The sequence below is a fragment of the Acinetobacter genomosp. 15BJ genome, from assembly GCF_000400715.1.
In the GTDB taxonomy this organism is placed as follows: domain Bacteria; phylum Pseudomonadota; class Gammaproteobacteria; order Pseudomonadales; family Moraxellaceae; genus Acinetobacter.
Map to the genome: position 1 here is coordinate 827,880 of NZ_KE007347.1, position 13,805 is coordinate 841,684.

Below are 13,805 nucleotides of genomic sequence, written 5' to 3' on the forward strand. Positions count from 1 at the left end.
CCTTATTGGCCTATATTTATCCATATGTTTTTCTTGTTTTATCGCTGGAAATTATTTGCGTATCTTCACTCCAGGGAGTACGCATAGCATTTCATACAGCAGGTTCGCACCAAGTAATGAGGTATTGCCTGTGGTGTCGTAAGGTGGAGAGACTTCGACTAAATCACAGCCGATCAGATCCAATCCTTGACAGCCACGAATAATTTCAATGGCTTGAATCGTGGTCAAGCCACCAATTTCAGGGGTTCCTGTACCTGGTGCCCAAGCAGGATCAATCCCATCAATATCAAAAGATAAATACACAGGACCTCCAGCAACTTGTGCTCTTACTTCCTCCATTAAGGGGGCGAGTGATTTATGCCAGCATTCTTCTGCTTGAACCACGCGAAAGCCTTGTCGTCGACTCCAATTGAAGTCATCTGCACTATAGCCTTGAGCCCGTAAACCAATTTGCACAACGCGCTGACAATCAAGTAATCCTTCTTCGGCAGCCCGTCGAAAAGTGGTGCCATGTGCAACTTTTTCACCAAACATCTCATCATTGACGTCTGCATGTGCATCAATATGAACCAAACCAACAGGCCCATGTTTTTTATGAATCGCACGCAGGATTGGAAGGGTCAGTGTGTGATCACCACCAATGGTGAGCGGAATAATAGGATGGGCCAGTACGCGATCATAATGTTCTTCGATAATGCGCACTGCTTCTGTCAAATTAAAGGTGTTGATCGGGACATCACCAATATCAGCCACATTGAGTGAATCAAATGGTGCTGCGCCAGTTGCCATGTTATATGGGCGAATCATGACCGATTCGGCACGGATTTGCCGAGGGCCAAAACGGGTACCTGAGCGTAAAGATGTACCAATGTCTAGGGGAATCCCAATAAAAGCCGCATCCAGTTCGGCCAAACCTGCATCATTATCGACAATTGGTAGTCGTAACATTGAGGCAATACCACCAAAACGAGGCATTTCATTGCCACCAAGTGGTTGATTTAAACGCTTGTTCATTTGCTTCTCCTTTTCTTATTTATTGATCAGCTTGGAACAGGGTTAAATCCTATTTTTTAAAAACTTAGTTTTGATTTTTCTAAACTAAGTTTTACAAGAATGTTTTAAGATGAAGTGAGGCAAAGGGAGGATTGAGATAAAAGCCATGACACATATGGATATCAAGTTAGTTCGAATTTTTGTCAGTATTGTGAAGAATCAAGGTTTTGCAAATGCCCAGCAAGAACTTAATCTATCAACCTCGGCAATCAGTACCTATATGACCCAATTGGAGCATATGGTCGGTTTCAAGTTATGTGAACGTGGACGTGGTGGTTTTGCATTAACTCAAAAAGGTGAAATGTTTTTTCAGGAAGCCAAGCGCATACTCAATGAGTTAGATAATTTTTCCAGACATACAGCTCAGATTAAGGGGGAACTGACGGGTACCTTTAAAATAGGGATGCTGGATTCCATGGTGACAGATCGGAATATCCCTTTAGATCAAATCATCCAACAGTTTTCAGAACAGAATCCGAATGTTTATATTAAATTGCAGGTGCAATCGCCTTATGAGCTGCAAATGGGGATTTTGGAAAATCGTTTTGATGTCGCAATTGGATCTTTTTTTCTGAAAATGAATGGCGTGATGTATCAAGCCTTGCACAAAGAACAGCAATGGTTGTTTTGTAGTGACACGCATCCCTTATATAAGCAGCAAGGTCTAACGGCAGAAATCATTCGGCGTGAAAAAATGGTCAGTCGTGGTTATTGGAGTCATACGGAATTGGCAAAACAAGGATTTAAACATTCTTTTGCTACGGTTGATTCGATGGAAGCACAGTTGGTACTTATTTTATCTGGACAATATATCGGTTATTTGCCTGAGCACTTTGCCCAATATTGGGTGGAACAACAGCGTCTAAAAGTATTACTTCCAGCAACATTTGGTTATGCAGCGCCATTTTCGCTAATTTTTAGGCGAGGCAGAACTAAAGATCCTGTTATTCAGAGTTTCAGGAAGATTATTAAAGGCTTTTTTTGATAAGAGTCCTCGAACCAAAAAATATAGAACTGCTGTGAATGCAATACAAAAAGAAAAAGGGCAGATCAAGATCGCCCTTTTTCTTATAAGATAGGAGGTAACTTCAAATTAGAAGTTATATTCCATACCTAAACCGATGGTTGTTTTCTTATCATCTTTCACTAACCAATCACGTTTTTGTTGACCTACAACACCGTAGAAACGTGTTTGTTTGTTGATTTGATAATCAGCGCCTACACCGTAAAGATCTTGTTTACGATCATCACGACCATTCACTTCAGTTGTAGAAGAGATATATTCTGCTTTTAACTTCACAGGAGTAGAAGGGATTACGTATGCAGCTGTTACGCCATATGCATCTTCTTGTAAGCCCTTATAAGAGGTTACAACAGCTGGAGTACCGCTTGTTACTGCAACAGTATCGTCTGTTGGTTGAGCTGTCTGCCATAATGCACCAAGCACTAAACCATTAACACCAGCTGCTGTTAAGTCTAAAGAACCAGTTACACGGATTGCATCTGAATAAACACTATTGTCGCCACTTAAGTCACTATAAGCATTATATTTAGAAGCAACACCAAAGTTACCAGCAACAGCAGCCGCTAAGCCCCAATCTTTGTTTTCATAGGTAAGAGAGGTTGAAACACCGTCACCAAAGCTATCACGGCTGCCTTTTTGGCCTTTTGCATTATTTTTTACAGCAGACGATTCTTCACCTTGTTGGAACATAATGTTGAATGCTAAGCCACCGAGTAATTTTTTATCAGTTTCAAACGCAATCACATTCTTTAAGCGATCTTCACCAACTAAAACTTTAGTCATATCTAGTTCGTTGTGATCGTTAAAAATATCTTGGTTGTTACCAGCAGCATTTTTAAAGTAAGAGTCATGTTGGCCTACTTTTAAAGTACCGATACCATCTGACTTAATACCGACATAACGGTTACGGTTACTAAATACATCACCGTCGCCATCTGCACTGATTTGCCATTCAATTAAGTAAACTGCTGAAAGGTTATCAGTCAGTTTTTCTTCACCTTTTACCCCGATACGAGAAGCGTTTGAGTTTACTTTTGTTACGCTTTCGTCTTTAAAGCCATTTTTATCAATTTGATCTAAAGTCACATTGAGCTTACCATACAATGTTGGTGCTGCTTGCGCTGCATTCATGGCTAAAGTTGCTACAGTAGCAGCAAGAAGCAATTTTTTCATTGAGATTTCTCCAAAACACTTTTTGTAAATGGCTGATGCCTTAGTTACTGTTATGAGCTTGCTTATGTACATAAAGTTACATAGCTCACTGACTTGTATGCAGTATCGGTAAACTTTGTGACAGACAAGTGAAAGAAAAATGACAGTTTGATGACGATTCATATTTAGTAATAATTATATTTCTTATTGTTTTTTATATAATTAGCAAACAAAAAAAACGGAGTAAAAACTCCGTCTTTATAAAAATAAGAACTTAAAGTGCAGCTTTGATTTTTTCAGCGAGTGCAGTAATTTTTTCTTGATCACCCATTTTTACTGCATGGCGACCAAGTTCATGCACCGAACTAGGGATCAGATGAAAATGTACATGGGGGACGGTTTGTCCCGCTGCTGCACCTGAAAGCTGCATAAGTACGATACCCTTGGCATCTAAGGCCGTTTCCATTGCTTTGGCAATTTTCTGCACAATCTGGATGGTATATGCAGCCGCATCGGCAGGGAGGTCCAATAAGGTAACTGCTGGTGTCTTTGGAATCACTAAAGCATGACCATCTGCTTGGGGCATGATATCCATAAACGCGAGAACCTGATCATCTTCATAGATTTTGATTGCAGGTAATTCACCACGAAGGATTCGTGCAAAAATATTTTGGTCATCGTATGCCATGATTCATCCTTTAGATAGGCTTATTTTTTCAGTAATATAGTTCACTCTCCATGATCAGAGAGTGAATTGGAGTGTTTAAAACACCATATTTGGCTGCTTATTTGCAGTTAAGCTCTTTTTGACGAGCTTTGATTTCATCAAGACGTTGTTGTTCTTTATCAGAAAACTTTGGCTTAGTCGTATGGCAATTTTCGTTACCAAACTTCGCTTTAGCATCAGCGTCTTTAAAACAGAATCCTTTAGATGCATAGATCAAGTTAGAGTCATCCTGTAACTTTTTACATTCTTGTTCTGGTGTTGCAGCTTGTACACTAAAACCTGTAAGGGTTATTAAGCCAGCAAAAACCGCAACCATTAACTTATTCATGAGGTGTTCCTCTAATCAAAAAAGTATAAATCAATGCTGTATGAAGTAGATCCATATGGCGCTTGATCGCTACGTATATACCAATATAAGGTTTATTAATGAAATTTCAATGAAACTGTATGGTACGAGTGTAAGTTTACTCCATAATTTATCCTTATAATATGGAAAAGCCTTATATATCAAGAGCTTTATTATAATTTTATATAAAACAACTGATTAAGATGATTTTTATTGTACATTAAATGGCTTGTTTTGCGGTATTTCGCTCTTTTTAAAGGTTTATTTATATATTGATTGCTGCCATATGAGTTTTAACAAATTAAAATGTAAATGATGTTGTGGGTTGTGTCTTGTTCAATTGCAGAATAAATAATGTAGATTGTAAATGGATTTGAAATCATAAAAGTTGAATAGAGAATGCTTTATTCAGAATAGTTAGAATGAGTAATATAAGATTCACGCGGATTAAAAAATAAAGGCTCACGATTTAGTGAGCCTTTGGTGGCGTCCTTCATTCTTTCGGCTACCCAGAGACTGGTTACTGGTAACGGGAGTAAAATTACTGACCCAACGGCAGGAACCCTGTGAAGTATCAATACAACCATTGGGAAGTCCTTGCTCCTGCACGGCTATTATAGTGAATACAGGACTTGTATTGGAAGTAATTCTAATCTTTTGATTGAGAGGTATCTGAGATTTAAGTATAATTAATTGATATTTATATTGTTTTATAAGGTGGCTTTCTAATTTATTACCTAAGTGCCATCGAAAACTAAGCTTTTTAACAAGAATATGAAAAATGTTGAAATATATTAAAAGTAACCTTCCTATCCTTATCTTGATCATTATTGTTATAGGTGGGCTCGGCTATCCCTTTTATTCAGGTAAATGGATTATGGCGCCCCGACTAAGCGAAATTGACAGTAAATGTTATGGGGTGGATGTACCAAGCAGCATTGAGCATAACAAAGTACTACTTTTTTGTTCATGTGTTCATACAGTCGGTATTGAAAACAAAGAAGAGAAATATAAGTATTGTACCAATAGAATGGATAAAATTGCTTACCGGCAAGATTCTTGATGATTTGGTTTTTAGTGTTTAAATTTGAAAGAATTGTGTAGAAATTATAAAATATATCCTTGTCTTTCTTTATTTTATATTGAGTATACTTGATGAAAAAAAATATTAATATTTCTTATAAATTCAGTTGTGACTGTTTCTGTGTATAGTGCTGATGATTTGTTTAATAAGCCTCAATCACTTTTAATCTTAAAAAATGACACACCTGAATATGAGATCAAAAGTCGTGAGCATGTTGATTTTTTTGAGTCAGCAAAGCAACAAGAGCAAGATCGTCTAAATCAGCGTGATGTAAATGCGGCTAAGACGTATGAAACTCGGTCAAATACATCTAATATGAGCCCATTTGAACGATCTCAATATCTTCTAAAAAATAATGATACCCATGCTTTAAATGCACATGAATATGAGCAACAGTTAAACTCATTGCAGAAGGCTCGAAATCGAGGCGTGATCTCAGACCGAGAGTATCAACAAAAAATTACCCAGCAAAATCATATGCCTTTAGAGCAAAAAAATAATCAGCTTAAATTGTCAGTTCCTGTTGGAGAATAAGTTCAGTCCGTTTAAATGTTCATCGAAAGGTGGGCTTTTTTAGTTCTAGTGCTTATGATTAGCGAATGCTTCTCTCGCGCTTATAGCCGGGTTAAACAAGAAGAAATAAGTTTTGCCTAAACCGATCTACAATCACTCATTATGTAGTTCAGCTTTAAAATTTTCTTAAAATAAGCATAAATTTGTTGATTTGCATCACACTTTTATCTATATTTGCCTTGTTGTTTGATAATAACTAAACAACAATAACCTTCATTCAGCGCAAAAAGAATTAAGGGGAAGCCCACTCATTGAGTGGGCTTTTTAATTGTATATAATTCTGAATTTGCTATGCAGTTTAAAGTATGGAAAGTGGAGATCGAGGGTGATTTTGTTGTATCAAATTGAATAATAAGGAAAAATTGTTAAAGATTAAAAAATAAAAGCCCATAGTTTGGGCTTTTAATAAAGATTTCACTGTGACCATGATTCTTTTATCCTACTCAGCTATAAAAAAAGCTGTTAGGGGCGGCGTCCTTCGTTCTTTAGGTTTCCCAAGGCGTTACCTTTGTGGAAGCAGACCCGTTTAAAATTGGCCCAACGGCAGGAACCCTGTGAAGTACGAATACATCCATCGGGAAGTCCTTGCTCCTGCAAGCGTAATTTTAGCTAGTATGTTGGCTGAAGGCAATTAAATGAAGATTGGTCGGCAGGCTATGAGTAACGTTGATTAAAGAGACATTGTGATTATTCAGAGTATTGTTACATTCAATACGTTTAGATCGATTGGTTAGAGATGATGTAATGCAAATGTTAAACGTTAAGGATTGTCAGTGCTTTGATGTATTTAGCGTTAATATACGGTTTTCAATCTTTATGAATGATATTGTGGATTTATTTGGTTAGATCGAATGATGTGAAAATAGTAAGTGAGGAATCATGAAGACTATCTTGGATTATTTCCGCAAGCTCATTGATGTTAGGCGCCCCCAAAAACGGAATGATGCTAAAGATAAGCAAATGAATGTTGCAACTGTTTATGATACCGGCGATATGTTAGGTGCAGCCTTTGATATTGAAATGTCTATAAGTGCTCATGGTATCAATCTTATTACAAGCTTTGAGGATTTAAAGCTACATGCCTATGACGATGGCGTTGGTGTGTGGTCTATCGGATTTGGCACCACAGTTTATCCAACTGGTGTTCGAGTTAAGCAAGGGGATCGTTGTACATTAGAGCAAGCAAAGACTTTTTTTCAACATGATTTAAAGTATTTTCAAAAGGCTATAAATGAAGCTGTCACTGTTCCACTTTCTCAGCATCAATTCGATGCTCTGGTTTCATTAGCATACAACATCGGCAGCAATGCTTTTAAAAATTCGACATTGCTAAAGTATTTGAATGCACTAGCTTACCAAGATGCGGCAGACCAGTTTTTGGTTTGGAATAAAGGTGGTGGTAAGGTCTTAAAAGGATTAGTTCGCCGTCGGGAGGCTGAGAGGGCGTTGTTTTTAAGAAAATGATCAAGCCTTGTACATGGATCAAAACTTGTAATTTCTTACAGAAATATATACTAGATTACCATCTATCTGATTTTATTAACCTCTTACATTCTCACAGTTGGTTTTGTAATTTGGCTATTGCTTATTTTATACCTATTAAAATAAGTAAAAATTAGAATTGAATTCTGTAGTATAAAGCCCTCAATTGAGGGCCTTATACAATTGAAAATTAGGGTGTTGTCACTTTCATCAATACTACACCGAATACGATAGATGCTGCAGCTAATAGGCGTAAAAAACCCATAGGTTCATGTAAGAAGAATATTCCAATCAGGAAGGCACCAACAGCTCCGATTCCGACCCAAATCGTATAAGCTGTGCCTAAAGGCAATGTCTTCATAGCGACAGCCAGTAAACCGAAACTTAAAATCATGAAGACAAGAGTAATGATGCTGGGAGTAAGCTTGGTAAAACCGTCAGACATTTTCATAGAATATGCCCATACGATTTCAAAAATACCAGCTAAAATTAAATAAGCCCAAGCCATTTCGACACCTCATTTTATTAATAATTTAGGTCGTCCTAAAGCTTGAAAATTGAATAAAGAGGTCGTCCTCTTCACAGCACATATAAGCACTAATGGGTAATTCATTCAATTTTTTTTTTGTTAAGTTTTATTCCGATTGGTAAAATTTATCTGGTAAGGGTACTTCTAGATATTTAACGTGAATGAATAATCTATTCATTCACGAAACATACGCTTGTACATCATATTCAGGTTCACCAGCTAAAACAGAAACAAATTTCTCAACTGTTTCAGCCGTTAGCAGATAAGGATTGAATTCTTCTAAATGGTATTTCATGAAAAAGTCTGAAATGTTCTGGTTAACAGGTGAAAACTTCATAGACCATTGTGAAAAAAATTGATTCTCACATTCAGTGTAATAGAGAATTTCACAATTGATATGGCGTTCATCTTTCACAATTTTGTTATAAAACAAATCATCAACGATGCTCTTTTGGCCTTCTAAGCATTGTACAAAATAGCCATGACCATAATATAAAACACCTCTAATATCATTACGATAATTAAAGTCTACAGCTTCATCGAGGATTTTAATCAAATCTTTTTTTAAGTTCGAGTCAATATTCTTAATTTTACTAACGTATAAAAGCCTTACAGACTTCATCATGGGTATGCTCATTTTGAAGGTTGAACTCATGTTATATAGAAAAAACAATACTTTGTATACTTTAGTCTGTAACCAAGTAAGCAGATTTCATCCTTTAATTTTATTTATTAGCTTTTATTGAGCATTGAAATATTATGTGAACTAGGGCTTTGCTATCTACATGGAATTATTAAGAAAATGTGATTTTTATCTCATTTTTCCGAGAAGTTGATTAAGTTCTGAATTAAATTTTTAATAAAATAAAGTACTGATTTATAATGTAAAAAAATAAAAATAATATTTTTCGTTACAACCAATTTGTCGACAAGACTAGATTTAGTTTGCCATATTGCGTTTGCGAAACTGAGCAAAGGTATTTGTCTATGGTGTCATTTCTATTTATTGGTTTGATCATTACGATCTTACTAACACCAGGTCCAACGAATACATTATTGGCTTCATCAGGAATCCAAACAGGTATTAAAGGTTCACTTAAATTGATCCCTGCAGAGGTTATTGGTTATTTTATTGCCATTACGACATGGGGCTTTTTACTTGAGTCTGTTTCATACTATGTGCCTTGGCTACCACCGCTAATTAAGTTACTGAGTGCGACTTTTATTATCTATTTGGCAATTAAGTTATGGATTACTTCAACAAAAGAGTTAGATTTGGATCAACCTTTGATTACCTCTAGGGCTTTGTTTGTAGCAACCTTACTTAATCCTAAAGCTTTATTATTTGCTTCAGCTATTTTTCCACACACTGCTTGGCTCAACCTACATGAATATGTTGCTCATATGGGAACGTTCTTAGCACTAATCACTCCAATTGCTTTTTTATGGATTGCTTTTGGATCTGTTTTAATTTCCAACAAAATATCTTGGCTGAATCAACGTAGCTTACAACGTTCAGCAGCATTTGTTTTAACTTTCTTTGCGATGCCGTTGGCTTATTCAGCTATTTCATCGTTCTAAATTTTCGTTTCGCTGTTGTATTTAAAATTTAAAAAATTGGAGTTTTTAATGAACACTATAAAAATTAAGGTAAAGGATCAATTTGAGGCCGAGAAGATCGCGACAGCCAAAGTAAAAGCTGTCAATGATCAAGAAATTCCCTTCTTTAAACGAATTGAACACATTGAAGTTGAAGGGGAGATTCTTCTACCGAATATGGATTTACTCTTTGAAAATCCCAAAGACGGCAGTATTTATCGATATGTCGGGGCTGTGTAGTTTCACAGTCTGTAAGGTGAACCCATGCCTAGGCATGGTTTTTTATTGGTCTTTTCCTCATAATGTTAATTCGAATTAGGTCCATTTATCTGTTTTTAATCACTTATTTAATTAAGAATGTATACTGTTTTTTCAATTATAAAAATGAGTTAATAAATGAAAAAGATCGTGTTAGGGACCATTGTTAGTGTAATGATTACAGGGAGCACTTTTGCGGCTTGCGACTATGATTTAGATGCAACGCAGACACAATTATCACAAATTGATGCTACGATGACCAGATTTCCGAGCATCTTAGGAGCAAAAGCAAGTTATAGCGTAGAACCAACCAGTACTGTAAAGTCTTATATGGCGATGAGTAACGCTTTCGCCAATAACAAAATTAATAATCCAAATCTCGCCTTTCAAGATGTATCTGGAGATAAAGCTATCGCAACCCTTGGAACGGTTGCTTTTGAAGTTAAGTTGAAAATCCCAACTTATGTTTTACCAGCGGGTGAAACAATTACTTTTTTCCCTATTCAGATTGCTGCGACCAATGGCAATCAGAATGTATTTAGTATCGCTATCGTCCATGTCAATGGTCAGCCAACGAACACAAATAATAATATTCTACTTATGATTAATGGTGGAACGCAGTCAACTGGGGTGTTGAGTTTGAAGCCTGAAAATACTCTTGATGGTTATCAAAGCTTTGGATTTTATGTTAATCAAAGCAGTAAACAGATCGGATATATTTTTAACGGTGTAAATAAAGGCTATGTGTCTGGCTATGACAATAGTGGATCGGCTTTATCGTTTATGGCCGGTGGAGGTACTGGAACTATAGCGACATCGGCATCTGTTGTTGGACAAAATTTATCTATAGAGTTTATTACTGATCATACAAAACTTTCAAATACTTACCCTACAGGAACAAAGGATATCTGTGGAACAACGCTTTAAATTAGACCTCCTTCAAGCGCTTTTTTAGGAGGACTTATCATCTGATTTAATTTGTTTTGTGGTAGAGAATGACCAATCAACAGGGTATAGAGTTTAACCAAACGGTTTAATTTAGTAGTTAAAATATTATAGAATCGAAGGAGTTATCTTTGTACTGTATTCTATGATCTATGTTGCACTAGCCTTGATTGGCGTTCTCTCGGGCTTGATTAGTGGTGTAGTTGGTACGGGGTCATCTATTATTTTATTGCCTATTCTGGCTTATATATTTGGAGCGAAGCTTGCCGTTCCAATTATGGCAATCGCCTCAATCATGGGCAATATTTCTCGTGTTGTGATGTGGCGTAAAGAGCTCAATATCAGGGCCTTTCTATTGTTTGTCAGTCTTGGTATTCCAGCAACAGTATTGGGAGCCAATACGCTTTGGGTCATGTCGCCATTTCTTTCTAATCTATGTATTGGTTTATTTTTCTTATTTCTTATACCAATACGGCATTATGCAAAGCATCGTAATTTTACTTTGAATGCTTGGCAAATGGTCGTTGCAGGTGGTGTGCTTGGATACATTACGGGTATTGTGTTTTCAACAGGGCCTTTATTACTGCCAATTTTTAATGGTTTTGGATTAATAAAAGGAGGACTTTTAGCAACTGAGGCAGCGGCTTCTTTTGCAATTTACTTGACAAAAAGCCTAACTTTTGGGGCATTAGGTGTTTTACAGCAAAATATCTTAATTGCTGGGGTTGCAGTAGGTATTTCTTTAATTATTGGCAATTATATTGGTAAAACCTTTGTATTAAGCATGTCCAACAGGACTTTTAATCTTATGTTTGACCTCATGTTGTTGATTGCGGGTAGCTCTATGTTGTTCTCTATTTTTCTACACTAGCACTTATACGTTGTGAAAGTTTGGCACAAATTTTTAGTCAAAGATTAGTGGATACACTTGATGTTATTTTTTTCAAAATGAGCAAGGTATTCTCGAGATTGTAAAAAAATGGGTTTAGCATCAGGTTGTTGCAAAAGTTTTGGATATAAAGAAAGGTAAATTGCCAGAATATTTTTTGCATCTGATAAATAGTCGCACTCAGCTTGAAACCTTTCTTCTTTTGATTTCGCAGACGATATTTTAGATTCATGAAATGCTTTAAATTTATCAACAGAAATTTTCATCCTTTTATCAAATTCTCTAATATCGACTTTTCCCCCGTTTTGAAATAAAACCTTCTCTATTTCTAGACCTGTCCAACCTAAGGTGTTTTCTGTTTTTGCAAGCATTTTTTGTTGAGCATTGATTGTATTGCAACAAATTAAGCAAGAAAAAATAAAGCCAGCTTTAGTAAATTTTTTCGTAGAAGATGCCATTTTATTACTCATGTCTTTAATCTAATATTTCCATGAAAATTTTTCATTGTTAAGAGAGTATTTGTATAACTTTTTAATATTGATACTAATTTACGGTCAAACCTAATAACAAACACTGTTAAATAGGGTTTAAATCAAGGAGATCGCTATTTCAACCAAACTTCATGTGGTCGATGCATTGATTATCGTGGATGTGCAAAATGCTTTTGTGTCAGGTATAGACGCTGTACCTGAATCAGAACAGTTGATTGCATCCATCAGTATTTTACTTGCTAAAGCAAGATCTGCCCACGCGCCAGTGATTTTTCTGCAAAATGATGGAGAGATGGGTGCTTTAGATGAGCCCTATCAAAGTGGTTGGGCATTATTTTTTCCACCACTGTCTAATGAGTTTGTCGTACGGAAATATGAGGACAATGGTTTTGATGGAACATTGCTCCAGAAAATTCTGGACGAACTAAAAGTTAAGTCTTTAGTAATATGTGGTGTACTGTCCGAAATGTGTGTGACTGCAACTGCACGTGCAGCACTAAAGCTTGGTTATGATGTATTGTTAGCACATGATGCGCATGCGACTTATAATGTACCTGCAGGGCCTGGATCAAATGGTGTACCTGCTGCGATGGCGGCCAGAGTAGCAGAATGGTCCCTTGGTGATGAAATTAGGATCTGTGCATCGGTGAATGAAGTAGCTTTTAAGAAAGCCGGACATACATACAGGTTGATAGAGAACAAAGTTTTATAAACATATAAGCCGCTCTATTGAGCGGCTTATATGTTTATAAAAAGATTTTTTACACTAAAATTTTTCTTATTTCAGCGTAATTTTACTCCAAGATTCATACATTTTAACGGCTGCTGAGAAGTCACTATTAGGTTCAGCAGTAAGATTAGCCGCCTGAATCAAACTTTGTGTTAACGACAAAATCGGAGCAGGGAGTTTGGCATCCTTGACGAGATCAAGTGCAATACCTGTATCTTTCGCTAGTAATGGTAGTCCAAAAGTCACAGGAAATTCACGACTAAGAACACGCTGCGGGAAAATTGTTTCTGTAACTAAACTTTTACCGCTTGATGCATTGATACAATTTAGTGCCGCATCCAAATTTACGCCATGTGCTTTTAAGGTACTAAACCCTTCGGCAACAGACCATAAATTCACAGCTAGCAACATATTATTAATGGCTTTTACCGCAAAGCCAGCACCAGATTCACCGACATGCTGAATCAATTTACCCACTGCTGCCATTGCAGGGTAAGCTCGTTCAAATGCATTGACATCACCACCCACCATGACAGTTAAGGTTGCATTTTCAGCACCAATGGTTTGTCCACTGACAGGTGCATCCAGGAAGTCTACATTTTGAGCTTTTAATTTCTCAGCTAGACGGCGTGCAGCTTCAGGCACACCACTGGTACAGTCAATCCAAATCGAACCTGATTTGATCTCAACACTTTCGATTAATGCTTCAACGTCATCACTGGTCGGTAAGCAAGAAAAGATAATATCGGCCTGAACCGCGTGAGCAAGCTCGACAGCGGTAGTTCCATATTCTGTTGCATGCTGTTCAGCCTTACTAAAATTTCGATTCCAGATATAAACGTTGTCGAAATATTTAGGAAGATGCGCTGCCATGCGATAGCCCATAGCACCTAAACCAATGAATGCAACAGATTGAGTCATAC

Annotated in this window: 17 protein-coding genes; 9 read left to right on the forward strand and 8 right to left on the reverse strand. The window is 36.8% G+C overall.

Features of this window, described 5'->3' with window-relative positions:
- Window positions 1–51: 51 nt before the first annotated feature.
- The gene (gene speB / locus F896_RS10220) at window positions 52–1,014 is read right to left on the reverse strand and encodes an agmatinase (protein WP_016163629.1); all 963 of its coding nucleotides are present in this window, start codon (window positions 1,012–1,014) and stop codon (window positions 52–54) included.
- Between the two features lie 145 nt (window positions 1,015–1,159).
- Between speB and F896_RS10215 the strand changes: the two genes are divergently transcribed.
- Window positions 1,160–2,038 (forward strand): LysR family transcriptional regulator, encoded by an 879-nt coding sequence (locus tag F896_RS10215; RefSeq protein WP_016163630.1) that lies wholly within the window; start codon window positions 1,160–1,162, stop codon window positions 2,036–2,038.
- A gap of 108 nt (window positions 2,039–2,146) precedes the next feature.
- Here F896_RS10215 and F896_RS10210 read toward each other — a convergent pair whose 3' ends face one another.
- The 3 genes from F896_RS10210 to F896_RS10200 form a co-directional block, all read right to left on the reverse strand.
- Complete coding sequence (locus F896_RS10210) at window positions 2,147–3,250, reverse strand: porin (protein WP_016163631.1); 1,104 nt, start codon at window positions 3,248–3,250, stop codon at window positions 2,147–2,149.
- Between the two features lie 253 nt (window positions 3,251–3,503).
- Window positions 3,504–3,917, reverse strand: a complete 414-nt coding sequence (locus F896_RS10205; RefSeq protein ID WP_016163632.1) for an HIT family protein — start codon at window positions 3,915–3,917, stop codon at window positions 3,504–3,506.
- 97 nt (window positions 3,918–4,014) lie between these two features.
- Entirely contained in the window at window positions 4,015–4,284 is a 270-nt protein-coding gene (locus F896_RS10200) for a YARHG domain-containing protein (RefSeq protein ID WP_004807247.1), read from the reverse strand.
- A 799-nt stretch (window positions 4,285–5,083) separates the two neighbouring features.
- Between F896_RS10200 and F896_RS21235 the strand changes: the two genes are divergently transcribed.
- The 3 genes from F896_RS21235 to F896_RS10185 all read left to right on the forward strand — a co-directional run bounded on the left by F896_RS21235 (window position 5,084) and on the right by F896_RS10185 (window position 7,423).
- Window positions 5,084–5,365 (forward strand): hypothetical protein, encoded by a 282-nt coding sequence (locus F896_RS21235; RefSeq protein WP_016163634.1) that lies wholly within the window; start codon window positions 5,084–5,086, stop codon window positions 5,363–5,365.
- A gap of 129 nt (window positions 5,366–5,494) precedes the next feature.
- A complete protein-coding gene (locus tag F896_RS10190; protein WP_016163635.1) occupies window positions 5,495–5,920 on the forward strand; it encodes a hypothetical protein in 426 nt (141 codons plus the stop codon).
- A 918-nt stretch (window positions 5,921–6,838) separates the two neighbouring features.
- A complete protein-coding gene (locus tag F896_RS10185) occupies window positions 6,839–7,423 on the forward strand; it encodes a lysozyme (RefSeq protein WP_016163636.1) in 585 nt (194 codons plus the stop codon).
- A 208-nt stretch (window positions 7,424–7,631) separates the two neighbouring features.
- Here F896_RS10185 and F896_RS10180 read toward each other — a convergent pair whose 3' ends face one another.
- Together F896_RS10180 and F896_RS10175 are read right to left on the reverse strand one after the other, a co-directional pair.
- Window positions 7,632–7,949, reverse strand: a complete 318-nt coding sequence (locus F896_RS10180; protein WP_016163637.1) for a DMT family transporter — start codon at window positions 7,947–7,949, stop codon at window positions 7,632–7,634.
- A gap of 199 nt (window positions 7,950–8,148) precedes the next feature.
- Window positions 8,149–8,592, reverse strand: a complete 444-nt coding sequence (locus F896_RS10175) for a BLUF domain-containing protein (protein ID WP_032882376.1) — start codon at window positions 8,590–8,592, stop codon at window positions 8,149–8,151.
- Between the two features lie 365 nt (window positions 8,593–8,957).
- Between F896_RS10175 and F896_RS10170 the strand changes: the two genes are divergently transcribed.
- The 4 genes from F896_RS10170 (at window position 8,958) to F896_RS10155 (ending at window position 11,643) form a co-directional block, all read left to right on the forward strand.
- The gene (locus F896_RS10170) at window positions 8,958–9,551 is read left to right on the forward strand and encodes a LysE family translocator (RefSeq protein ID WP_016163639.1); all 594 of its coding nucleotides are present in this window, start codon (window positions 8,958–8,960) and stop codon (window positions 9,549–9,551) included.
- A gap of 48 nt (window positions 9,552–9,599) precedes the next feature.
- Window positions 9,600–9,809, forward strand: coding sequence for a hypothetical protein (locus F896_RS10165; protein ID WP_004807234.1), 210 nt, complete (start codon window positions 9,600–9,602; stop codon window positions 9,807–9,809).
- 156 nt (window positions 9,810–9,965) lie between these two features.
- Window positions 9,966–10,754 (forward strand): DUF4882 family protein, encoded by a 789-nt coding sequence (locus F896_RS10160; RefSeq protein ID WP_016163640.1) that lies wholly within the window; start codon window positions 9,966–9,968, stop codon window positions 10,752–10,754.
- Window positions 10,755–10,917: 163 nt separating this feature from the next.
- On the forward strand, window positions 10,918–11,643 hold the full coding sequence (locus F896_RS10155; RefSeq protein WP_016163641.1) for a sulfite exporter TauE/SafE family protein: 726 nt from the start codon (window positions 10,918–10,920) through the stop codon (window positions 11,641–11,643).
- A gap of 44 nt (window positions 11,644–11,687) precedes the next feature.
- On the opposite strand, the gene F896_RS10150 is transcribed toward F896_RS10155, so the two are convergent.
- On the reverse strand, window positions 11,688–12,119 hold the full coding sequence (locus F896_RS10150) for a hypothetical protein (protein ID WP_016163642.1): 432 nt from the start codon (window positions 12,117–12,119) through the stop codon (window positions 11,688–11,690).
- Window positions 12,120–12,252: 133 nt separating this feature from the next.
- Between F896_RS10150 and F896_RS10145 the strand changes: the two genes are divergently transcribed.
- Window positions 12,253–12,864, forward strand: coding sequence for an isochorismatase family protein (locus tag F896_RS10145; protein ID WP_032882203.1), 612 nt, complete (start codon window positions 12,253–12,255; stop codon window positions 12,862–12,864).
- Between the two features lie 66 nt (window positions 12,865–12,930).
- On the opposite strand, the gene F896_RS10140 is transcribed toward F896_RS10145, so the two are convergent.
- Window positions 12,931–13,803: an NAD(P)-dependent oxidoreductase gene (locus F896_RS10140; RefSeq protein ID WP_016163644.1), complete on the reverse strand. Its 873-nt coding sequence runs from the start codon at window positions 13,801–13,803 to the stop codon at window positions 12,931–12,933.
- Window positions 13,804–13,805: the final 2 nt, after the last annotated feature.